This window comes from Flavobacterium sp. NLM, from assembly GCF_002210235.1.
Classification (GTDB): Bacteria; Bacteroidota; Bacteroidia; order Flavobacteriales; family Flavobacteriaceae; genus Flavobacterium; species Flavobacterium panici.
This window is the reverse complement of record NZ_LIAC01000022.1, coordinates 1-23,831: the sequence shown is the minus strand read 5'-3', so window position 1 is coordinate 23,831 and position 23,831 is coordinate 1. Positions and strand designations below refer to the sequence as shown.

At 33.6% G+C, this 23,831-nt stretch carries 22 protein-coding genes; 10 read left to right on the top strand and 12 right to left on the bottom strand.

Annotated elements, in window-relative coordinates:
- Positions 1 to 7 precede the first annotated feature (7 nt).
- Positions 8 to 535, top strand: a complete 528-nt coding sequence (locus APR43_RS22045; RefSeq protein ID WP_053474037.1) for a GNAT family N-acetyltransferase — start codon at positions 8 to 10, stop codon at positions 533 to 535.
- Positions 536 to 621: 86 nt separating this feature from the next.
- Here APR43_RS22045 and APR43_RS22040 read toward each other — a convergent pair whose 3' ends face one another.
- Complete coding sequence (locus tag APR43_RS22040; protein ID WP_053474077.1) at positions 622 to 1,146, bottom strand: hypothetical protein; 525 nt, start codon at positions 1,144 to 1,146, stop codon at positions 622 to 624.
- 499 nt (positions 1,147 to 1,645) lie between these two features.
- On the opposite strand from APR43_RS22040, the gene mtaB reads away from it, so the two are divergent.
- Positions 1,646 to 2,980, top strand: coding sequence for a tRNA (N(6)-L-threonylcarbamoyladenosine(37)-C(2))-methylthiotransferase MtaB (gene mtaB / locus APR43_RS22035; protein WP_053474036.1), 1,335 nt, complete (start codon positions 1,646 to 1,648; stop codon positions 2,978 to 2,980).
- A gap of 220 nt (positions 2,981 to 3,200) precedes the next feature.
- Here the strand turns inward: mtaB and APR43_RS22030 are convergent, their stop codons facing one another.
- The 8 genes from APR43_RS22030 to APR43_RS21995 form a co-directional block, all read right to left on the bottom strand.
- Positions 3,201 to 3,713: a hypothetical protein gene (locus tag APR43_RS22030; protein WP_317044747.1), complete on the bottom strand. Its 513-nt coding sequence runs from the start codon at positions 3,711 to 3,713 to the stop codon at positions 3,201 to 3,203.
- Between the two features lie 88 nt (positions 3,714 to 3,801).
- Positions 3,802 to 4,518, bottom strand: coding sequence for a 3-ketoacyl-ACP reductase (locus APR43_RS22025; RefSeq protein WP_053474034.1), 717 nt, complete (start codon positions 4,516 to 4,518; stop codon positions 3,802 to 3,804).
- Positions 4,519 to 4,630: 112 nt separating this feature from the next.
- Positions 4,631 to 5,218, bottom strand: coding sequence for an LURP-one-related/scramblase family protein (locus tag APR43_RS22020; RefSeq protein ID WP_053474033.1), 588 nt, complete (start codon positions 5,216 to 5,218; stop codon positions 4,631 to 4,633).
- A gap of 51 nt (positions 5,219 to 5,269) precedes the next feature.
- Positions 5,270 to 7,441, bottom strand: a complete 2,172-nt coding sequence (locus APR43_RS22015; protein WP_053474032.1) for a vWA domain-containing protein — start codon at positions 7,439 to 7,441, stop codon at positions 5,270 to 5,272.
- A 79-nt stretch (positions 7,442 to 7,520) separates the two neighbouring features.
- Complete coding sequence (locus tag APR43_RS22010; protein ID WP_053474031.1) at positions 7,521 to 8,486, bottom strand: hypothetical protein; 966 nt, start codon at positions 8,484 to 8,486, stop codon at positions 7,521 to 7,523.
- A gap of 2 nt (positions 8,487 to 8,488) precedes the next feature.
- Complete coding sequence (locus tag APR43_RS22005; protein WP_053474076.1) at positions 8,489 to 8,989, bottom strand: RNA polymerase sigma factor; 501 nt, start codon at positions 8,987 to 8,989, stop codon at positions 8,489 to 8,491.
- Positions 8,990 to 9,534: 545 nt separating this feature from the next.
- Entirely contained in the window at positions 9,535 to 10,371 is an 837-nt protein-coding gene (locus tag APR43_RS22000; RefSeq protein WP_053474030.1) for a DUF6929 family protein, read from the bottom strand.
- An 8-nt stretch (positions 10,372 to 10,379) separates the two neighbouring features.
- Complete coding sequence (locus tag APR43_RS21995) at positions 10,380 to 10,880, bottom strand: hypothetical protein (RefSeq protein ID WP_123924598.1); 501 nt, start codon at positions 10,878 to 10,880, stop codon at positions 10,380 to 10,382.
- Positions 10,881 to 11,196: 316 nt separating this feature from the next.
- On the opposite strand from APR43_RS21995, the gene APR43_RS21990 reads away from it, so the two are divergent.
- The 3 genes from APR43_RS21990 to APR43_RS21980 all read left to right on the top strand — a co-directional run bounded on the left by APR43_RS21990 (position 11,197) and on the right by APR43_RS21980 (position 15,697).
- Positions 11,197 to 12,075, top strand: coding sequence for a PPK2 family polyphosphate kinase (locus APR43_RS21990; RefSeq protein ID WP_053474028.1), 879 nt, complete (start codon positions 11,197 to 11,199; stop codon positions 12,073 to 12,075).
- 293 nt (positions 12,076 to 12,368) lie between these two features.
- Positions 12,369 to 13,823 carry a hypothetical protein gene (locus tag APR43_RS21985; RefSeq protein ID WP_053474027.1) on the top strand — a complete coding sequence of 485 codons (1,455 nt, stop codon included), beginning with the start codon at positions 12,369 to 12,371 and terminating at the stop codon, positions 13,821 to 13,823.
- A gap of 95 nt (positions 13,824 to 13,918) precedes the next feature.
- Positions 13,919 to 15,697 carry a cytochrome-c peroxidase gene (locus tag APR43_RS21980; RefSeq protein WP_053474026.1) on the top strand — a complete coding sequence of 593 codons (1,779 nt, stop codon included), beginning with the start codon at positions 13,919 to 13,921 and terminating at the stop codon, positions 15,695 to 15,697.
- Between the two features lie 433 nt (positions 15,698 to 16,130).
- On the opposite strand, the gene APR43_RS21975 is transcribed toward APR43_RS21980, so the two are convergent.
- On the bottom strand, positions 16,131 to 16,655 hold the full coding sequence (locus APR43_RS21975; protein ID WP_053474025.1) for a hypothetical protein: 525 nt from the start codon (positions 16,653 to 16,655) through the stop codon (positions 16,131 to 16,133).
- A gap of 190 nt (positions 16,656 to 16,845) precedes the next feature.
- Between APR43_RS21975 and APR43_RS21970 the strand changes: the two genes are divergently transcribed.
- From APR43_RS21970 to APR43_RS21955, 4 genes are all read left to right on the top strand, one after another.
- Entirely contained in the window at positions 16,846 to 18,231 is a 1,386-nt protein-coding gene (locus APR43_RS21970) for an MATE family efflux transporter (RefSeq protein WP_053474024.1), read from the top strand.
- A 151-nt stretch (positions 18,232 to 18,382) separates the two neighbouring features.
- The gene (locus APR43_RS21965) at positions 18,383 to 18,610 is read left to right on the top strand and encodes a hypothetical protein (protein WP_053474023.1); all 228 of its coding nucleotides are present in this window, start codon (positions 18,383 to 18,385) and stop codon (positions 18,608 to 18,610) included.
- Positions 18,611 to 18,868: 258 nt separating this feature from the next.
- Positions 18,869 to 20,812 (top strand): LTA synthase family protein, encoded by a 1,944-nt coding sequence (locus tag APR43_RS21960; protein ID WP_053474022.1) that lies wholly within the window; start codon positions 18,869 to 18,871, stop codon positions 20,810 to 20,812.
- Positions 20,813 to 21,056: 244 nt separating this feature from the next.
- Positions 21,057 to 21,596, top strand: coding sequence for a hypothetical protein (locus tag APR43_RS21955; RefSeq protein WP_053474021.1), 540 nt, complete (start codon positions 21,057 to 21,059; stop codon positions 21,594 to 21,596).
- A 28-nt stretch (positions 21,597 to 21,624) separates the two neighbouring features.
- On the opposite strand, the gene meaB is transcribed toward APR43_RS21955, so the two are convergent.
- Positions 21,625 to 22,716 carry a methylmalonyl Co-A mutase-associated GTPase MeaB gene (gene meaB, locus APR43_RS21950; RefSeq protein WP_053474020.1) on the bottom strand — a complete coding sequence of 364 codons (1,092 nt, stop codon included), beginning with the start codon at positions 22,714 to 22,716 and terminating at the stop codon, positions 21,625 to 21,627.
- Positions 22,717 to 23,150: 434 nt separating this feature from the next.
- Here meaB and APR43_RS21945 point away from each other — a divergent pair, with 434 nt between their 5' ends.
- Positions 23,151 to 23,468, top strand: a complete 318-nt coding sequence (locus tag APR43_RS21945; protein WP_053474019.1) for a GIY-YIG nuclease family protein — start codon at positions 23,151 to 23,153, stop codon at positions 23,466 to 23,468.
- Positions 23,469 to 23,511: 43 nt separating this feature from the next.
- Here the strand turns inward: APR43_RS21945 and APR43_RS21940 are convergent.
- The coding region (locus tag APR43_RS21940; RefSeq protein ID WP_131724167.1) for a transposase at positions 23,512 to 23,831 on the bottom strand (320 nt) is incomplete at its 5' end.

Sequence of the window (23,831 nt, the reverse complement as noted above, 5' to 3'; positions counted from 1 at the left end):
TTTTGAGATGAAAAATCCAATCGAAACAGAACGTTTGATATTACGGGAATTAGAACTTTCTGATGCAGAAGGAATGTTCGAATTGGATTCTAACCCAAATGTGCATTTGTTTTTAGGGAATAATCCCGTAAAACATATTGAAGAAAGTATTGGTTATATCAAATTTGTTCAAAAACAATACAAAGATTTTGGAACAGGCCGCTGGGCAGTAGTTTTAAAAGAAACCAATGAATTTATTGGCTGGTCAGGAATAAAATATATTACGGACGAAATCAATAAGCATAAAAACTTTTACGAGTTAGGATATCGTTTTATCGAAAAACATTGGGGAAAAGGATATGCCTCAGAAGCTGGAAAAGCTTTTGTCGATTATGCTTTTAACGAAATGAAAGTAGAAAAACTTTACGCTTTCGCAGATGCGGGAAATGAAAATTCAAGAAAGATTTTAGAAAAACTAGGTTTCCATTTTGTAAATTCTTTCGAATATGAAGGAGAAATAGAAGTTTGGTACGAACTCAAAAATCCAAACTTATAAGGAATTGTGTTTTAAGAAATGCGTTCCTCCAAATCTTTGAAAACTATAAAAGTCTGCAAAGATTTGGAAAACGTAATTTCTTGGAATTATTTTTTAGCTACAGAAACAAAATATTTATTTCCGTCACCCATTGTAAGTTTTACACGCTCGTCGCAAAGATCAATTGCATAAACGGCACTTTCGTAACAGCTGCAAGTTGTGTTTTTGTCTTTAGACATTTCAGTTTTACAATTGTTATTTTTGAATGTTGCTAATTGTGGAGTATATAAACTTACTAAATCTGTAGAAGCAGTAACTAAAGAGATAATACTCGCAGAATTATTATTAGTAATTCTGTAAACAATTCTATCTGTATAGTTTACTTCATTTACAGTTACTTTACGAATATAAGTGTAAGCTGTAGATTCTGTACTTGGCTCCTTTACTTCAAATTTAAATCCAACCGCACGAATTGCAATATCAAATTGTGACTGAGAGTTTAAACTCGCCCAATTTGTTAAAGTACTAATAGATGGAAATGGGTTTGCATTTGCAGCTGGGGCATTAGTTTGCGCTTGCGAACTAAAAATGGTCAAGAACATCAAGCAGATCGTGGGTAAAAATGCTTTCATAGTGGAGTTTTTAATTTTTAATTTTTGCCTACTCTTTATGGTTTTCGGCGTTCCCATTCGTTTTTTAATAACAAAACAACAACATAACGATTGAAAATCAAAATTGTTTTACATGAATTGTTATAATATTAATATTAACGTTTAAAATCTATAAAAACTCAATATAACACTGAAATTTTCTAAGCAAAGTTAAATGTAAGAAAATTTTAATTTAAAAGACAAAAAAATGTATTTAATCGATAAAATTTGCACTTAATCGATAATTTTGTCATTTTATTCTTATTGAATCCAAAATTATCATCTCCTAAAATACAAAATTTAAGAAATAATTGATTTATTATTTGATTTTTTAATGCGTTTTAAAATTCATGCTTTGTGCAAAATATTGATATATAGTATATTATTGATTTTATTTTCAAGAATATTGTATGTAAATTTGCAAACTCTTTAATAGAGATGTAAATATAATATCTTACTACTATAAATGTAGTGCATTCCTATGGAAAATAGAAAAAAAGTTGCTTTTTATACGCTTGGCTGCAAATTGAATTTCTCAGAAACCTCTACGATTGCCCGAAACTTTAATGATGAAGGTTTTGATCGTGTCGATTTTGAAGAAATTGCAGATATATATGTTATCAATACCTGTTCTGTAACAGAAAATGCAGATAAGCAGTTTAAGCAGGTTGTAAAAAAGGCAATGAAACTTAATGATAAAGCTTTTGTTGCAGCAGTTGGATGTTATGCACAATTAAAACCAGAAGAATTAGCAGCCGTTGACGGTGTTGATTTAGTTCTTGGAGCTACCGAGAAATTTAAAATCACAGACTATATTCATGATTTGAGCAAAAACGATATGGGTGAGGTTCATTCCTGCGAAATTGCCGAAGCTGATTTTTATGTGGGAAGTTACTCTATTGGTGATCGTACGCGTGCCTTTTTGAAAGTTCAGGACGGCTGCGATTATAAATGTACGTACTGCACCATTCCGTTAGCACGTGGAATTTCAAGAAGTGATGCTTTAGAAAATGTTTTAAAAAATGCCAAAGAAATCTCGGCTCAAAATATCAGAGAAATTGTTTTAACCGGAGTAAATATTGGAGATTACGGAAAAGGCGAATTCGGAAATAAAAAACACGAACATACTTTTCTTGATTTAGTTAAAGCTTTAGATGAAGTTGACGGAATTGAACGTCTTCGTATTTCATCTATTGAGCCAAACTTATTGAAAAATGAAACCATAGATTTCGTTTCAAAAAGCCGAACTTTTGTACCGCATTTCCATATTCCGTTACAATCAGGAAGTAACGATATTTTAAAACTAATGAAACGTCGTTATTTACGTGAAGTTTATACAGACCGTGTCAATAAAATTCGTGAAGTTATGCCGCACGCTTGTATTGGCGTTGACGTAATTGTTGGTTTCCCTGGTGAAACAGACGAACATTTCTTAGAAACGTATCATTTCTTAAACGAAATGGATATTTCTTATCTGCACGTTTTCACGTATTCTGAAAGAGACAATACAGAAGCAGCAGATATGCCGGGAGTTGTTCCTGCGAATGTAAGAGCAAAACGAAGCAAAATGTTACGCGGATTATCGGTTAAAAAACGCCGTGCTTTCTACGAAAGTCAAATAGGAACAAACAGAACTGTTTTATTCGAAAGTGAAAATAAAGAAGGTTACATTCACGGTTTTACAGAAAACTATGTAAAAGTAAAAACGCCATGGAACCCTGAATTGATTAATACTTTGCACGAAATCAACTTGACAAAAATTGATGAAGATGGAAGTGTTCGTTTGGAGTTTGTAAATAAATTGGCAGAAGCTTAAAAATACATGTGATTTAACTTTGTCAAAGTTTAAAACTTTGACAAAGTTATCGCGACATCCATATATCCAAAGTATTGTCATTTCGACCGAAGGGAGAAATCGCACTAGTTTGTCGACAAAGATTGGAGATTTTCTTTGCGGAATTACTAGTGCGATTTCTCCCTTCGGTCGAAATAACAAATAAAAAAAGCCTCATAAAAGAGTTTTTTTTATTTTATAACTACTTCTGATTCTCAGGAATCACCAATTTCAAAGAATTAATATAATCGGTATCAAATTCAATAACCCTGATTTTTTCAGGATTAAAAGCTAATTCACCGCCAAATTTACCTTTTGTTTCAAGGAAATCAATTAATAGTTCATCTGGTGTAAGCGAAATCAGTTTACCCAAATAGACCGCTTTTGAAGATTTTTTAGCAATCTGAAAAATGGTATACTTTCTATCAAGAAAATTTACAATAGCATTCAAATCCTGAATAGGAATAATATCTTCTGTATTAATGTTTATTCCTTTTAAGCGAATAACCTTTTCGGTAAAAACGAGGTCTTCATCCCTGTGAATCGCTTCGATATTTTTATTCTTTAAAATAACAAAGCCATCCAAAATATAATCAACAGGATTGTTTCGAAGTAAAATCCAGTCATCAGAATAATCAATAAGAAACCCGGTAAAAATTTCTTTTTTATCCTGAAATTCTATCGCAATTAATTGTCTTAAATATTGTTCCATCATTTTAGTTTTGAAATTCCAATTTTTTTAAACTCCAAATTCCAATTACATTAAGAGTTGGAATTTGGAATTTAAAATTTGGATTTTATTTTTAAGGATTAGTCGACCAAATACTGCTGTTTTTAATAAAAACCCTGCGGTTTAGTTTAAGCTGTGCAATAATCAATTCAGCAACATCTTCAGACTGCATTACTTTTTCCGGATTTCCATCCGTTAATTTTAAGTCAATTGCTAAATCTGTTGCTACTGTGCTTGGCGTTAAGGCAGTAACACGGATATTGTGTTTTCTCATTTCCTGCATTAGAGAATCTGTTAAACCCATAACAGCAAATTTTGAAGCACTATAAGCACTTGTAACAGCATTCCCGTTTAATCCCGCTGTTGAAGAAATATTGATAATATCGCCCGTTTGTCTTTCGATCATTTGCGGAATAACAGCGCGGGTTGTATAATACGTTCCCATTAAATTTACCTGAATAATTCTTTCCCAGTCTGCAGGTTCTAATTCCAGGAATTTTCCAAAAGCACCAATTCCGGCATTATTAATCAGGATATCAATAGTTTTAAATTCGGCTAAAGCTTTTTCAACGGCAGTATTTACAGAATTGATATCAGAAACATCTGCAGATAAAGCTAAAGATTTTACGCCAAATTGATTTACTTCTGCCGCTAATTGATCCACATCGGCCTGCGTTCTGGCAAGAAGAATTACGTTTACACCTTCTTTTGCCAACGCAATGGCGATTGCTTTACCAATTCCTTTACCAGCGCCTGTAATAAGCGCATTTTTATTTTTTAAGTCTGTCATGATTTGTGTTTAGAAATGCAAAAAGCATCATTTTAAGTCTAACAAAAATAAAACTTTTGCCAACTAAAATGATGCTTTTAGGTGTTTTCTTAATCTAAGTTTAACAACTTTGCTATTCTTTCAAAACCATGTCGATACACATAACGGCAGCAAGAATTAATTGTCTAAGCGGACTATCTGATGGTACAGTTTCTTCAATTTGAAGTACATAATTATCTGCACTTGTAAAAAACTCTTTTCCTAATCCGGCCCATTTTTTGCTTACTTGTGCAAGTTGTTTATTTTCGTGAGAAAATTTAAAATCCCATCCTGTCCATTTCCCTTGTAACGTTGCAGCAGGTTTGTCATTTTTATCTAAGATTTCAAATCTTCCTCCAAATGAGAAAAATTTCTGTTTGAAAGTTCCAATTAACCTGTCTTTTTCGTCAAAAACTTCAACTGTCGAACGGAAGATTGCAATTCCTCTTTTTACCGAAATTAATTTTTCGCCCGAAGCAGTTGTGATTTCAACATTAAAAGGCGTTGCTCTTTTATAATCTGTAAAACGAAACACTTTAGTAAAGAAACCAAGATTATTTTCTCGGCAGTTCATAATTATTTGATTCGTTTCCGGGTCGTAAATGTCGTAGTTGTTAGCAGCTTTAAACATTCCGATATGTTCTTTAACTAAAAATAGATTTTGGCTTAAAATTGGATTCATAGGTTTTAAAATTAATGATTCGATTAAAAACCAAATGTAAAGAAATATTTATTAATTATATTGTTCAGAAGTTTCAATAAGACGAATAAATTCAGTTTTATAACCTCCTTTGTCGAATGACATTCCTTGTTGTGCTAATTCTGCAATAGCTTCAGATGATTTATCAGAAATTAATTTTGAATCTCTTAGTTTTAATCCAAACCAAGCCACAGCTGTACTAAATTTAAAATCATCACTAGCTCTGTCTAAACTAACCGATTTGTTGTTGATTACCTGAACCATTTCAATACTTTTATCGCCGTCGGGTTTTTTGTAACGAAATTTTATTGTCGCCAGTTCACCGCTGTAATTGTTTGAACTTGTTTCGGTTTGAGTGTATTTTAAATCATCAGGCTGAACATTTAAATAATCGCTTTTTACACCAGCCGGAATAATTTCATACAAAGCCGTAACGGTATGATTACTTCCTAATTCTCCGGCATCAATTGCATCATTTTTAAAATCTTCAGGACGAAGTTTTCTGTTTTCATAACCAATCAATCGATATGCCTGAACTTGTTTTGGATTGAATTCAATCTGGATTTTTACATCTTTTGCAATCGCGAACATCGAATCTTTAAACTCTTTTCCTAAAAAACGATTTGCTTCCTGAATATTATCGATATAGGCATAATTTCCGTTTCCTTTATCAGCAAGGATTTCCATTTTGCTGTCTTTGTAATTTCCCATTCCGTAACCCAGACACGTTAAGAAAACGCCTGTTTTTCTTTTTTCTTCGATTAATGTTTCCATATCAGAATTTGAAGAACTTCCCACATTAAAATCGCCATCAGTTGCCAGAATTACACGATTGTTGCCGCTTTTAATGAAATTTTCTGTAGCAATTTTATACGCCAGTTCAATTCCTGCGCCTCCGGCCGTACTTCCTCCGGCTTCTAATTTATCCAGCGCTTTAATTATTGTTTTTTTCTCGTTTCCAGAAGTTGGAGGCAAAACCATTCCTGCCGCTCCCGCATAAACCACAATAGCTACTTTGTCATTTGGTCGTAATTCATTTACCAATATTTTCATGGATTGTTTTAGCAAAGGCAGTTTATTCATTTCGCTCATTGAACCCGAAACATCAATTAAAAAAACAAGATTTGAAGAAGGTAAATCTTCAATTGGAATGTTTTTTCCCTGTAAACCAATTTTAAGGATTTTATTTTGTGAGTTCCAAGGCGAATCGCTTACTTCTGTATTGATAGAAAACGGATGTTCATTTTTTGGCTGCGGATAATTGTATTTAAAAAAGTTCACCATTTCTTCTACACGTACAGCATCTTTTGGAACTTTTTGTCCGCTATTCAAAAAACGTCTGATATTGGTATAAGAAGCATTATCTACATCAATAGAAAAAGTAGAAAGCGGAGCCGTTTTTGGACTTTCAAAAGCATTTTCTGTAAAAGCATCATAATCTTCCTGCGTTGGTTCAACAGGACGAATAGGAGTGATCTGATTTAGTTTTTTATCTAATTCTTTTTCAGAAAGATTTTTGTAAAGTTCATTTTTGGTCGAAATTACAACGACACCATTTGAAGCTTTACTGCCATAAACAGAAGTTGCCGCCACATCTTTTAAAACAGATACATTGTCAATATCATTCGGATTAATTTTTGCCATTTGATCGGCTTTTATTGCTACTCCGTCAACAATATACATTGGTTCATTTTTTGGAGAAACAGAGACTGCTCCGCATATGGCAATACTTGGACTTGGACTAGCCATATATCCTACATTGCTTTGGACCTGAACCCCGGCGACTTTTCCTTTAAGTGCCTGAGAAATATCTTTTTTCTCTTTTCTTTTTTCGGCACGTGCATAACTTCGACTTTCATATTCAGAATCATTTGAGCCATAACCCACAACTACAACTTCACTTAAGGTTTGAGTATCCGAAAAAAGCTGTATATTAATTGTATTTAAATTTTCAACTCTTTGTCTTTGCGTTTTATATCCAATGAAGCTGAAAATAAGCATATTTCCTTTTTTTGCCTGAATACTGTATTTTCCATCAAAACTGGTTATGTAATTTGCTTTTGAATTTTGATTGATAATAGTAGCACCGGGAACTGGCATAGAAGTTTCATCTGTAACAATTCCTGTAATCGTTCTTTCCTGCGCCATTGACACGAAACATATAAGCATAGCAATGGCTGATGAAATAAGTTTTAGACTTTTCATGATAGTAAGTTTTAAATTAATGTTCGGATTTTTTCTTAGTCAAAGTTTAAAACTTTGACTAAGATTTGGTGAGTTTTGGCTATTTCTTTAAAGCTGGTTTTCCTGTTTTTGTAGTTATGATAACAACTCCTTTTTTTCCTTTTTCGCCATATTTTGATGTGGCTTCAAGATCTTGTAAAATGGTTATTGTTTTAATGTCTTGTTTGTCTAAAGGCGCATAAGGACTTGTGGGATTATTTCCAAATAAATCATTTTCAGAATAGTAGATTCCATCAATAATATACAAAGGTTCATCTAATACAACAAGGGATTCTACGTTTTCAGGCTCTAGATTTGTAATTTCAGCCTGTATCATTTTGTCTTTTTTTACCTCGTCGCTGTGAGCCATTGCGTTTCCGTTCAGGATAACTAAAGGCGCACTTTTTTTAGCTCTTTGAGATTGCATTTCTGCAGCAGAGGCTTTAAAAGTTTCTTTCTCCATTTTTCTTGAATATCCGGAACTTACATCTATTTTATCTTTGGCTTTTGAGACTACGGTTTCTTCTTCTGAGTATGCGGATTCTGTAACGGCAGGAGCAGGCGCACTAAGTACAGGCATTGCATCATAATTTGGTGCTGCAGCTACATTAGCGGCACTTGGAACTTCATGTATTGCAACTGGTTCTTGTTGTTTTTGTTTTTCCAGAATTTTAGCAGCTTCTTCTTTTGAAACTAATTGTGAATCTGCAACAACTACGGCTTTATTTTTATCTAAAGCTGAATTATCAATTGTTTCTTTTTCAGATTCATTAACCACAACCTTATCAGATGTTTGAATAATGGCTGTTTTGTCTGTTTTTAAAAACTGATATCCCAAAGAGATTACTAATAAGAGAGAAGCGGCAACAGCGATTTTTTTCCAAAGTGCAATACTTTTTTTATCTTCTTTTCTGTCCAGTTTGTCTTCAAGTCGTGACCAGACTTTTTCCATTCCCGGAAAATCTTTTGGTTCTGCATTATCTGCAGCTTCCTTAAATCTGTTGAATATTTTATCTTGATTGTCCATGACTATTTTGCTTTTTGATAATATAATTTATTTACTAATTCCTTTAGCTTGGTTTTCGCGGCATTCAATTGTGATTTTGAAGTGCCTTCAGAAATGTTGAGCATTGCTGCAATTTCTTTATGTCCGAAACCTTCTATAACAAAAAGGTTAAAAACAGTTTTACAGCCATCCGGAATATGGTTTAATAAATTAAGTAAGTCTTCTTCTTCTAAGGAGTTCATTTCTTCTGTAAATGGCTGTGCAAGCATTTTTACATCATCAAGATACATATTGAAATTGGTATTTTTCTTGATGGAAGCCAAACAGTAATTAACGGCAATTTTTCTAGCCCAGGCTTCAAAGGCTTTTTCTTCCTTAAGCTGATCTAGTTTTGTAAATATGGTATAGAAAGCGTCGGCCAAGGCTTCTTCGATTTCTTCTTCCTTTTTGAGGTATCGTTTGCAAACGCGATACAATTTTGGAGCCATGTGCTCATAAACCTGACGCTGCGCATCGCGGTTCATTTTTTTGCAGTTAGAAATTAGCGTTTCGTTTATCACAATATTGGTCTTTAATTATAAAGAGAGCGAAAAAGATAAAAAGGTTGGGACGAGGTTGAAAAAAAGTTTTTTTTTAGGTTCAAAGGTTCATAGTTTCAAAGTTACAAAGGTTTTATGTAGAGACGCATAGTATCATCTAACGTTTTGTAAATTCGCAATTTTTATCATTCAGCATTTTTATATTCTTTGCGGAGACGCACTGCTGTGCGCCTCTACGTTATTATTGTAATCGAAATTCTTTGTGTGTCTTTGTTTTTATGATTTTCTTTTAAAGGATGTGAATATTTTAAGAATGGTTTTATTGTAGAGACGCACAGCAGTGCGTCTAACGTCTCGTAAATCCACAATTTTTATCATTCAGCATTTTTATATTCTTTGCGGAGACGCACTGCTGTGCGCCTCTACGTTATTATTGTAATCAAAATACTTTGTGTCTCTTTGCGTAATTTTCTTTGCGAATCTTTGCGGTAAAATTATAACACAAAGCTTCACAAAGATTCTCACAGAGCTTATTTAATAGGCAAAGTCAATTTAAAAACCTTAGTTTCTAAAAGATCCGTATCATTATCTTCGCAAAGTAAAAATTCAATTTTGTTATTTTCTTTTTTATAGAAAGTCAAACCTTCAAATTTATTCGTTGAAGTTATTTTTTGAGTAAAATCGATTTTCATGGTTTTAAGGTCAATTCTTCCAATGAAGCTTCCCAGTATTTCCCCATCATCGTAAGTTGATTTTGTGTCTTCGGCAGTAGAAAGGAAATAGATTTTGTCTTCCACTAAAATAGCATCGGTAAAACTAGAGCGAACGCCTTTTATTTTTGGCAGTTTATAATTAGTCGCAACCAAAGCAAATTCGTCACCCAGACTTTTGGCATGAATGGTGAAAATGGTGTTTTTGTTTGAAATTCCGTTTCCGCGGTTGAATAAATACCAGTTCTCGCCATCAAAAATGGCTCCTTCCAGATTGAAATCTTCTGGTTTTATAGAACCAAAATTTTGCATTACGGTATATAAATCGACTAAATTATTTTTTTGTAAAACGGTTTTCGATTTAATATCAAACTCAATCATTTTGTTTCGATTTTCGGTAGAACCGGAACCAAAAACATAAAGAGTATCATTATGATGCGTTAAAGATTCAAAATCAGGTTTTAGGTTTTTCGGAATGTTTTGTGTTGGATTATCAATTAAAGGATGCTGGTTTAACTGCTGGTTCTGCATATTGTATTCGTATAAGAATCCGCTGTTGTCGCCAATAATATAAAGCGCATCATTGTTATAAAATAATCCTGATGCCGAACCGATTCCGATAATTTGAAATAATATTTCTAATGTGAATTTTTCCATGAATGTTGTTATTCTATTTTTTTTGCTTTTATTGATTTAGAGTTATTAATTAACTCCATTGTTGCTTTATTTACTGCTTCACTTATTTTTATCAAAGAATGTGAAACAATACATTCTGCAATACTTACATAAATTAAATTATCGTCATCTGTCAAAATTTGATTATCCCAATCGGCTTGGCTTGAACTGTTCATTCCGTAAATTAAATATACTGGAGTTCCGTCGTTATATAATCTAACAGCTATTTCTACAGCTCTTTTTATAATTACATTTTCAATATCCTTTTCTTTTTCAACATATGCAACTCTTGAAACACATTGGTATAACGAACAAAATTTTACATTTTTCTTTTCAGGAATAATATTTATTGTTGCTTCAATTGGGTTTAAATCTTTATAGCATTTCTCAAATACTTCGACTATAGCTTTTTCTGGATTTGTATTGTTTTTATCCTGGCAAAAAGCTTGGTTTATGAAAAATAGGAATAGCAATAGATTTTTTTTAGTCATTATAAATTTTGAATGTTGTAATTCTTCTTTTGAAAACCAATGCCTAGCCCTGATAGTAATGAAAATACTTTGAAAAGAAATTGAATTTTTTCCTGACAGAACAAAGCGACCAGCGGAAGCTCTTGTTATGGCTTTGGAAAAAAGCAATTTATTGAAAAAGTATTGCAATGAATAGCAGGAATATGCTTCGTAAAATTACTATATTTATGATACAAAATTTGAAAATATGAAATCGCTGTTTTGAAAAAGTCATTTAAGAATGCATAAATGAAAAGCGATAACATATTTTACCACTTAAAAATGAAAATCAAAAAATATGAAATCAATAGACCCGAAAGATTTTAAAGTCACAGATAAAATTAAATTAAGTAAACTTCCAACTTTATTAAATATTGATGCAAGCGATGATGAAAAAGAAGAGAAGCTGGATAAAGTTCAGGCAAAATTAAGCGATTTTCAGGATGTGATGTATGCGCACAATAAATATGGCGTTTTGATTTGCCTTCAGGGAATGGACACTTCGGGAAAAGACAGTTTGATTAGGGAAGTTTTTAAAGAATTTAATCCGCGTGGGGTTGTGGTACATAGTTTTAAAACACCAAATTCGACTGAACTGGAACACGATTATTTATGGCGTCATTATATTGCTTTGCCTGAGAAAGGAAAATTTGCGATTTTTAACCGAACGCATTATGAAAATGTTTTGGTAACGAGAGTGCATCCTGAATTTATTCTGGCAGAGAATTTACCGGGAATTAATTCGGTTGACGACATTAAACCTAAATTCTGGAAAAACAGAATCGAACAGATCAATAACTTCGAAAAACACGTCACTGAAAACGGAACTGTGATTATGAAGTTTTTTCTGCATTTGAGTAAAGACGAACAAAAGAATCGTTTATTACGCCGTTTAGAAGAAGGAAAGCACAACTGGAAATTTTCTCCGGGCGATTTAAAAGAACGTGAACATTGGGATGAATATCAGCAATATTATGAAGAAGCAATAAACGAGACTTCGACAGAAAATGCGCCTTGGTATGTAATTCCTGCTGATGATAAAGATATGGCGCGTTATATTGTAGCGAAGATTATTTGGGAAGAAATGAAACAATACACGGATATTCAGGTTCCGGAATTGCCTAAAGAGATTAAAGACAATTTTGAGACTTACAAGAAGACTTTGGAGAAAAGTTAGAAATTAGATAATGTGTCAATTTGATCATTAGATAATTTTTCAACATATATGCAAACCCGACAGATTTTAAACCTGTCGGGGTTTATTTTTGGGAGTCATAAAGTAAGACTCTTTTTTCGGTTTTATGTTACTGCAAGTTTAAGTGTATTTTGTATTACTAAATTAATGTTAATTTTTTTGCTCTCGTAAGGTGTTTTTGCCAAAAGCCTTATTTTTTTGATAATGTCTAAGTCATTTTTAGTTAAAGAGTAGGGATTTACTTTGTAAAAAAATAAAAACCAATATTTAGCTAAATGAAACGAATTATTTTACCTCTACTTATTTTAGGTTCGGTGTTTACATCTTGTAACGACAACGACTCTAAAGACGAAACAGAAACAACAAGTGTTGTGTTAAAAGATCAATCTGTAACGCCAAGTTTATTAAAGGAACAGGCAGGTTTTGAAAACCTGAAGATTTATTCTCTTTTTAGTTCAGATGACGTTTTTCCTGATAGTCCAAAATATATTTTTGGAGGTTCTGCAGATGGTTCTGGTTTATTAAAAAATACAGACGGAACTTTTACTTTTTTGGTAAATAACGAAGACAACTTTTCGGTTTCAAGAATTACACTTGACAAAACATTCAAACCTACTAAAGGAGAATATTTGTTAAATTCTAGCGGAGGAACCTGGAGATTGTGCGGTGCAACTATGGCTACACAGGCAGAACATGGTTTTGGACCTGTTTATTTAACTTGTGGAGAATCTGGAGAAGAATCTCGCACACATGCATTAGATCCTTACGGAAGCGCAGGTTCGGCATCTGTATCTAAAGAGTTAGCAAGTTTTGGACGTTTAAGTGCAGAAAATGCTTTACCATTACGTTCTTCTGCTTACAAAGGCAAAACAGTTGTTGTAATTGGTGATGACGATTCTGGTACTTACGGAGGTCAGGTTTTTATGTATGTAGCAAATACTATGGGTGATTTAACTAATGGTTCTTTGTATATGCTAAAAAGAAATGATGATAACCAGAGAGAAAAAGATATGGAGACTGGTAAAACTTACCCGGTTTCTTTTGTGAAAATTGAGGATCATAAAACACTTACAGGTGCGCAGATTAATGCGGCTGTAAATACTTTGAAAGCGGTTAAATTTGGTCGTGTAGAAGATTTAGATTACCGTAAAGGCGGGGATAATGCAGATCGTGAATTGTATTTTAACGTAACGGGGCAAGATGTTACAACAACTAATGCTGACGGTTCAAGAACTAAATACGGCAGGGTTTACAGATTAAATCTTGATGCTGCCGATCCATTAAAAGGAACTCTTGAAGTAATTCTTGACGGAGATAACCGCAGCGGAATTGCTGGTAAATTCCAAAATCCGGATAACATTTGTGTGACCAAAAACTACGTTTACGTTGAGGAAGATGCAAACGGATACGGGGATGAAACTCACGATGCTTATATCTATCAATACAATATTGCTACAAAAGTTTTGAAAGTTGTAGTAGAATTAGATCACCGTCGTACAGCGGCTGATGCTGCTAAATACAACATTGGCGGAACTTCTAAATTTGGAAGCTGGGAGTATGGAGCTTTGATTGACGTGTCTGAACAACTTGGTATCGAAGATACTTTTATGTTAAGTGTACAACCGCATACCTGGACAGGAGCAAAATATAAAAATCCTGATGGAGGAGCAAACCGCCCGAGTGAGCAGCAAGCAAGTCAAATTGTAGTTATACAAGGTTTGGCAAGATAAATTGTTAAGTAATAATAAAACAGTTATCCACTATTTCAATTTGAGGTAGTGGTTTCTGTTTTTCTGCATATTCCTCTTTTAATTGTCATTACACCATGAAAAAAATATATTGTTTGTTATTCCTGCTTGTGTTTGCTGCTTGTCAGAAAAAAGACAAACATCAAAAAATAAATACATTGTTTCAAAAAGACATTTCTTTATTAATCGAAAAAGTTAATGAACTGAAACATTCAGTAGAATCTGATGCTGCAGAAGCGCAAATTCAGAAACAATTTCTCGAAGCACATAAAAGTTATAAAAAAGTCGAATTGCTAAGTGAGTATTATTCGCCGGCAGTTTCTAAATCGATTAATGGACCAGCAATACCGGAGTTTGAAGACAATGATAATATAACCGTTCCGCCCGAAGGATTTCAGGTTGTTGAAGAATTAGTTTTTCCTAAATACGATAAAAACAATAAAAAAGAACTGCTTCAGGAATTAGGCGTTTTATCGGCAAATTTAATTCGGTTAGAAAAAGTTTCCAATTCAAATGAATTGACAGATGCTCATGTTTTTGATGCCATGCGATTAGAAGTTTATAGAATTATAACTTTAGGAATTACCGGATTTGATTCTCCCGTTGTGCTAAACTCACTTACGGAAGCTTCAGTAGCTTTGGAAACAATCGAAAAATATTACCGTGTTTATCTGGAAAATAAAGAAGTTTCAAATTCCAATCAAGTACTTGAAATTTTAGAAAAAGGAAAAAAGTATTTGCAGACAAATAACAATTTTGATGCGTTTGATCGTGCTTATTTTATCAAAGAAATTTTAAATCCTTTAAGTAAAGGACTTTTTAAAACACAGACAGAATTGGGAATTCCGTTAATGAAAGAACAAAGAGGTTTAAAGCCAACAGCCCAAACGCTATTTGAGAAAGATGCTTTTGATCCCGAAGCCTTTTCAGGTTTTCCTGATTATCAAACAACGCCTGAAAAAATTGCCCTTGGTAAAAAGTTATTCAATGATCCCATTTTATCCGGAAACAATACACGTTCCTGCGCTTCATGTCACCATGCTGATAAAGCTTTTACAGACGGATTAGAAAGAGCCGTTACATTAGACGGAAAATCAATGATTCAGCGTAATACACCAACGCTTACTAATATTGCTTTTCAGCGTGTGTTTTTTACAGATTCACGAGTAAGTTATCTCGAAGATCAGGCAGTTGCAGTAATTAAAAATGAAAACGAAATGCATGGATCTTTAGAGAAATCAGCTTTGGCGATTCAAAAAAATGCGGACTATGTAAAAGAGTTCAAAAAAGCTTTTCCGAAAGGCGAAATAAACGAATTTGCTATCAAAAATACTTTGGCATCTTATATTCGCTCTTTAAGTCATTATGATTCAAAATTTGATAATTATATGCAGAATAAAACAACTTTTACAGCAGATGAAAAAGCAGGTTTTAATTTATTTGCCGGAAAAGGTAAATGTGCAACTTGTCATTTTATTCCGCTAACAAACGGAACTGTTCCGCCAAATTTTGACCGATCTGAAAGTGAAATTCTTGGTGTTCCTGATAAAAGTAAAAAACTAGATGGTGATTTAGGGAAGTTTGTAATTACGCAGGCTGCTATTCACAAAAATTCGTTTAAAACACCAACGATACGAAATATAGAACTCACAGCTCCTTATATGCATAACGGTGTTTATAAAACGCTGGAAGAAGTGATAGATTTTTATGATCAGGGCGGAGGATTAGGTTTAGGATTTGATGTGCCAAATCAAACATTGCCCGAAGACAAATTGAATTTATCGGATAAAGAAAAAAAGCAGCTGATTGCTTTTATGAAAACGTTGACGGATAAAAAGTTCTTGAATGAGAATTAGATAATGTGTCAATTTGATAATTAGATAATTGGTTTAACTTTAAAATTTATACGCACCTATCTTTTTCAAAGTTTTAAACTTTGAAAAAGATTTCTCAATCAAAATCTTACCACGATCAAACCCGACAGGTTTTTAAAACCTGTCGGGTTTGTTGTTGGAAAGCAGAAACCTGTATTGTGTTATTTTTGCCACAGATTAAAGGATTTTCACTGATTGTTTTTTTAGAATAGACTTTGCAAAAAATCTTTTTAATCTTTTTAATCTGTGGCAGAAAAATAAACGGAACAGTAATAAACTATTTGGTCTATGATAATTGAATGGAAATTTTTATAAAGTATTTTTTTCGATACTTTAATAAAATACAAAACCCGGAAGACTATGAAAACTTCCGGGTTTGTTACCAAAAACAAAAAAATAAAATAAACCTTTCTTTTTATAGATCAAAACCATACGCTAAACGAAGCGCAATTTGATTGGTGTTGAACTTGTCGTAGTCCTCATAACGGACACTCACGTCAATGTATTTGTTGGCATACCCAATTCCTGGAGCCCATAAAAATGTGGTGTCGTTATACCCGTTTGTTACTGCAAAACCGGCACCTACTTCACCCAGAACATAAAATTGGTCTTCCCAGAAAAAAGCTTTAAAACCAGCTTTTGCAGGAATAAATCCTAAATCTTTTATGTTGTTTCCTAATTCATCTTTACCCCCCACAAACAAGTTTGTAAAACCTGTAGTTAATGTCAAAGATGTTCTTTTAGATAAGTCATATTGTAAACGAACGTCTCCACCAAGTGAAAAATCATAATCGTCAGTATCAGTTGGGATACCTCCGTTTAAACCAATTCCTAATCTAAAACCCTGATCGTAATTTGTTGCTGCATTATCTTGAGCAAAACTGGCATTAGAATATAAAAATGCGAATGCAGCGAGGCATATAAACTGTAACTTTTTCATGGCATATATCTTTGAATTATTAATAATGTAAAAGTAAAATAGAGGTCTTTTGGAGTTGTTATATAATTTTTAGAAATCGTTATATAATATTACGATATGCTAATTTTAGCCTTAAAATTGGCTTATCTTTTTATTAATAGGATAGAATTCGAAGCTTCTGATTATCTTTGACCCCAAAAAAAGCAGTAAAGTGAGTTTAAAGCAGTACACCAAAGAGTTTTCGTATAATTTCAGACTGGCATATCCTATTATATTAGGTATGGTTGGGCATACCTTAATAGGTATTGTTGACAATATAATGGTAGGGAAATTAGGAAGTACTGAATTGGCGGCAGTTTCACTTGGAAACAGTATGATTTTTATTGCCATGTCATTAGGAATTGGTTTTTCGACTGCTATTACGCCTATTGTAGCCGAAGGCGATGCTGAAAAAAACGATGGCAAAATTCGATCTGCATTTCATCACGGTTTATTTTTATGCGCTATTATTGGGTTATTACTTTTTACTTTAATTGTTTTGGCAAAACCATTAATGGAATTATTAGAACAGCCTAAAGAAGTAATTGTACTGGCAAAACCATATTTAGACTGGGTTGCTTTCTCGCTGATTCCGTTAGTAATGTATCAGGGTTACAAACAATTTGCCGACGGAAAATCGATGACTAAATATTCGATGTACGCCATGATTATGGCAAACGTACTTCACGTAGGAATCAATTATGTGTTGATTTACGGCATTTGGATTTTTCCTAAAATGGGAATTATTGGTGCCGCGCTTGGAACCGTGATTTCGAGAATATTTCTGGTAATGTTCATGCACATTATGCTGTCAAGAAGAAATGACTTAAAACACTTTTTCAAAAATTTCAGTTTCAGCGAAATCAAAAGCGCAACGCTTAAAAAAATAATAAACTTAGGATTTCCGTCTGCTATGCAAATGCTTTTTGAAGTCGTATTGTTTACCGCTTCCATCTGGCTTTGCGGTAATATTGGTAAAACGAGTCAGGCGGCCAATCAAATTGCGTTGAGTTTATCGTCGCTTACTTTTATGTTTGCGATGGGATTAAGCGTAACATCGATGATTAGAGTAAGTAACCAGAGAGGATTGCAGGATTATAAAAACCTCGTTGTTGTGGCGCGTTCTATATTTTTGCTTGCCATTGTAATCGAAACATTTTTTGCGTTTCTGTTTGTCGTTTTCCATGATTTTTTTCCGCATATCTTTTTAAATATGGAGAACAGCGGACAAATTTTAGACAATACCGAAGTAATCGAAATCGCTTCAAAATTATTATTGATCGCGGCTATTTTCCAAATTTCCGATGGAGTTCAGGTTGTCGTTCTGGGTGCGTTACGTGGTTTGCAGGATGTCAAAATTCCCATGTATATCACTTTTGTAGCCTATTGGGTTGTTGGTTTTCCTATTTCGTATTATTTAGGAGAATATACAGACTGGAAGGCGCAGGGTGTTTGGATAGGGCTTTTGGCAGGATTAACCACAGCGGCAATTTTCCTGTACATGCGCTTTCATTATCTCACAAAGAAATTAATCTCAAATTCATTTGCAAATAACTAAATTTGAGGTTTAAAAATATAGCCCACAGATTACACAGATGAAACAGATTCTATTTTGTTTGAATAAAAATCCTTTTAATCCGTGTAATCTGTGGCAAAAAAAACAGCCTGCTTAACAGGCAATTGTAAAACATAAAATAAACATATATAAAATGGAATTACCTAAATTTTTACTTGGCGATAATACTGATTTTCCAGATGATATTTTCATCATTCACCTTGATTACCCAAGATTTATAATCAACTTAAAAGATGATGAGGTTGAATTTATGGAAGAAGCCGAAGATCTTGATGAAGCAGAATTAAATGCCGAAATGGAAGGCCTTATCGTTAAAGCCAATGAATTTTACGACAGAGAAATAAACCGTTACGAAGAGTAAAAACGCACATGTAGAGACGCACTGCAGTGCGTCTCCTATGTTTCCAAGTTTTTTTTAAAGTCTTTTATTCAGCAACGAAAATTGCTCGCAAAGTCGCAGAGACGCAAAGTTTATTTAAAGACTTAAAAAACAAAAACTTCGCGACTCTGCGACTTTGCGAGATTAAAAAATAAACTTTGCGAGATAAAATAAACTTTGCGAGATAAAATAAACTTTGCAACTTCATAATCTCAACCAAAAACTAATATAAATCATCTAATGAAAAAATTAAGTTATTTAAAACCTATTTTCAATTTTATATTAATCGGATTACTGATTACAACCTTAAGCCGAATATTTTTATTTTTCCTTTTTAAAGAAAGGGTAGAGCAGACGCCAGATTTCTGGTATATTTTCCCAATCGGTCTGCGAATGGACTTGATTTTACTTTGTTATTTATCGTTTCTGCCGGCCGTTTTAATTACTTTTCTGCCAAATAAATGGTTGAAATTCACCAATAGGTTTTTGGTAATTTACAGTTTCTTATTGCTGTTTCTGATTCTTTTTGTAGAATTAGCTTCGCCGGACTTTGTAAAACAATACGACACACGTCCGAATAAAATTTTCTTAGATTATCTGATTTATCCTAAAGAAGTAGTTGGAATGCTTTTAAAAAGTTATCTGACTTCCATCATTGTAACTTTCCTGATTTTGGGAGTTGTGATTTATTTCGCCTTCAAAAAAGGAAAAAAATATTTTTATACAACGAGTACCGAATATAAATTCAAACTAATAGCATTTCCGTTAGTAGCATTTTTATTGTTTTTCGGAGCACGTTCAAGTCTTACTTCAAAGCGTCCTATTAATGCCAGTAACGCTGTTTTCTCAACAGATCAATTGACAAATACTTTAGGGTTAAATTCATTTTATACCGTTGCATTTGCTGCTTATTCTATTAAGAATGAAGGAAACACAAAAATGTATGGTAAAATGGATGAAGCCGAAGCCATTGCCCGTGTAAAAAAATACATGATTGCCGGACCAACAGATTTTACAGATGCCGAAATTCCGTTTCTGCATGTACAGCAGCCGGATTCTGTTAAGAAAAAACCATACAATTTGGTGATTTTTCTACAGGAAAGTTTAGGCGCAGAATATGTTGGAATTTTAGGTGGAAAACCATTAACGCCGGAATTTGATAAATTATCAAAAGAAGGATTATTGTTTACCAATTTATACTGCACAGGAACCAGAAGTGTTCGCGGAATTGAAGCCGTTGTAACGGGATTTTTACCTTCACCGTCTGAAAGTGTAGTGAAACTTGGAAACTCACAACAAGGATTTTTTACGCTTGCCGATGCTTTAAAACAAAAAGGTTATGATACGAGTTTCATTTATGGCGGAATGGCGAATTTTGATAATATGGCTTCGTTTTTCAACGGAAACGGTTTCAGTGATATTGTAGATCAGGAAGATTTTGAATCAGATGGAAATAAATACGCTTTCAAAGGAACCTGGGGTTATTCTGATGAAGATTTAGTAACCAAAGCCAATAATTATTTCAAATCAAAAGGAGATAAACCATTTTTCTCTTTAATGTTTTCGACTTCAAATCACGAACCGTTTGAATATCCTGCGGGAAGAATAAAACAATTTGATAAAAAAGCGGCAACGGTAAACAACGCCATGAAATATGCCGATTTCTCGATTGGGAAATTCTTCGAAATGGCTAAAAAAGAACCGTATTTTAAAAATACTATTTTCATCGTAATCGCAGATCATAACACGAGAACGTACGGAAAAAATTTAGTGCCAATAAATAAATTCCACATTCCGGCCTTTATTATGGGACCTGGAGTTCCAAAAGGAGCAGTTTATGACAGACTGGCAAGTCAAATCGATATTCCGCCAACGTTATTAAGTTATTTAGGACTTCCGTTTGAAACACCAATGGTTGGTAGAAACCTGAGTAAATTAGATCCAAAAGTGCAGGGGAGATCGATTATGCAATTCAACGATATCAACGCATTTAGAGTTGAAAATCAAGTTGTTATTATGCAGCCGAATTTGAAACCGCTTCAATTCGAAATCAAAAACGATACGACTTTAATTCCCGTTAAATTAAACGAAGAATTAGCAAAAGATGCCTTAGCGCACGTTATAACTGCAGGTAATTTATACAAGGAAAATAAATATAAGCTTAGAGGAAAAGGTTCTAAGTAGCTAAGATTATAAGTTGCTGAGTTTTTGAATAACAATATTTAGAAACCTTAGCAACTTAGAACCTCAGTAACTTAGTAACTTTAAAAAGGCTGTTAGGTATGTAATTTCATACTTAGCAGCTTTTTTTTGTGTTAAAATTCAAACAAAAAGGGTAACAAAAAATAAATTTAATTGATCTATACTAAACCAAAGGCGTAACCTGAAAAGCCAACAATAGAGTAGGGATCAATTAAATTAATTTATTATGAAAAGTTTACAACAAAAAAAGATTAAAAAATCTGAAGTATTAAAAGTGATGTTAGTTTTTGTTTTTGCAGTTTTTTTTATAAGCTGTAACAACGATTCAAGCGAAGATCAAAATGCTGAATCATCAAAAACAGAACAGCAAAATCAGTTAACTTCCAGAAGAATCTATGATGACATTGGAATTCTTGTGCGAAATTGGGGATCACATAATGTTGACTGCAGCCAGCCAGGTGGCTTTTGTTCTCATGTTTATACCATTGGCTGGCACGGTTTTCTTATACCAAATACTGACGGAACACCAGTACGTGTTACAAATGAAAAAGGAAATTTTGTTATGGAAATTCAAAAAAGTGCTTTGACTGAAGAACATCAAAAAGAATTATTACGAAATGGAGAATTTTATGTAATACCTGAAGGACAGATTATACAACCGGAATTAGTTAAATCTTTTAAGTTCAATTCAGATATTTTAGTTCCTGGTAAATACCCTATTCAGGAAAGTGAAGAGACTTATACAATTTCAATTAATGTAAAATAAATGAAATAGTAAAAAAAGCTTTAAGAAATTAGAAGCTCTTTTTATATTGATTTAATAAAAGCTGAGCGGCTGCAAAAGGTGATATTTCATTGTTTTGCACCGCTTTTTTATTTTGTTCCAATAATGAAATAATTTCAGGCTGATTGTAGAAATTTTGTTTCAGTTGTTCGTTGATAGTTTCCATCATCCAAAACTGATTTTGTTCGTTTCTTTTTTCCTGAAAGAAACCAGTTTCTTTCGTCAGTTCAAAATAATCAGAAATTGTGTTCCAGATTTCAGAAATTCCCTCTTTAGTAATGGCACTGCAAGTCGTAACTTTTGGCTGCCAGTTTGATTTTTTTGGAGGAAATAAATGCAAAGCCCGGTTAAATTCCAGTTTTGCCTGATTGGCTTTTTTGATATTATCTCCGTCGGCTTTGTTGATGACAATTGCGTGTGCCATTTCCATAATACCACGTTTGATGCCTTGAAGTTCATCGCCTGCGCCGGAAATTTTTAATAAAAGAAAAAAGTCAACCATACTGTGAACAGCAGTTTCACTTTGTCCCACGCCAACCGTTTCTATAATTATCGTGTCAAAACCTGCGGCTTCGCATAAAATAATCGTTTCGCGGGTTTTACGGGCAACACCGCCCAGATTTTCTCCAGAAGCACTCGGACGGATAAAAGCATTTTCATCTTTTACCAATTCTTCCATTCGGGTTTTATCGCCCAGAATACTTCCGTGCGAAATCGAACTGCTGGGATCAACAGCCAGAACAGCCACTTTTTTTCCTGCCTGAGTCAAATAAGTTCCAAATGCCTCAATAAAAGTACTTTTTCCAACACCGGGAACACCCGTGATTCCTATGCGGATTGATTTATTAGCATGCAGAAGACAGCCTTTTATAATTTCATCTGCTTTTGCGGCATGATCAGGATTGGTGCTTTCGATAAGCGTAATGGCACGGCTCAGCGCCGTTATATTTCCGGAAAGAATTCCAGAGATTAATTCAGAAGCAGAAGGCTGCTGCCTGCGTTTGTTTTTAATTTGATTGATAGCCGAAACATTGGTGATTTCAGGAGATGAAATCCCAGCTTTTTCAGTTAAACTGCCCGACTGTTTTTTTAAACTTGACAAAATACTTTTTTAATATTGTAAAAGTACAGAAAACAAAAACAGTTTCAAAAAAAGGATTTCTTTGAAATCGTGGGTTGTTAGGTTTGCCACAACCCGAGCGATAGCGAACAGGCGAAGCAATTATACGAATTTGCACGAATTTTTATGTCATCCTGACGGAGGAAGGATCGCACTAGAAACTCTGCAAAGAGTAGTTTGTCATCCTGAGGAACGAAGGATCACACTCGCTGATCGACAAAGATTGGCGATATACTTTGTGGAATTACTTTGTGGAGTTTCTTGTGTGATCCTTCCTCTGTCAGGATGACAAAGAATGCGTGGAGTTTCTTTGAAGAGTTTCTTGTGTGATCCTTCCTTCCTCAGGATGACAAACTAAAGTTTTATGGTATTACACTTGTTAAATTATAAGATAAAGATTACATTTGTCTAAAAAAATGTTAATTCCTCAAATAGGTTTTCATAGTTATTATGTTTACATCATTACCAATCAATTTCGATCAACTTTTTATATTGGTGTTACTAATAACCTGAAAGGCAGGCTTAATCAACATGCTCAAAATATTGAAACCAATACAAAGACCTTTGCGTCCAGGTATAATATTCAATTCTTAGTGTATTATGAAAAATTCAATTGGATTCAAGAGGCAATTTCTAGGGAAAAAGAATTAAAGGGTTGGAAGAGGGATAGAAAAATTCAATTAATAAAAGATTTTAATCCAAATTTCGATTTTCTCAATTCTCATTTTGAGTGAATTGTTTTTAGGATGAAAAGAGCACCGTTTGTCATCCTGATTTCTATGATAAAACCAAATCTTTTTGATAATGGATTTGGTTTTTTATTACCGCAAAAACCCGATGTATTATTTTGTTTCTCACAGCGTTTAAAACGCTCATTTTATTCTTTCCTTCATCAACTTTTCTGATGTAGTATTTTCTTAAATCATTGTCTAATCGAACAGCGCTCATTGCGGCCAGATGCAGAATAGTTTTTAAATTTTTATCAGCAAGCATTGATACTCCAGGCCTTCTTTTTAATGATGTTCCGGATTGAAAATCAAAAGGTACAACTCCACTATAGCATGCCATTTTTCTTGGATCGGTTATAATTGTAAATC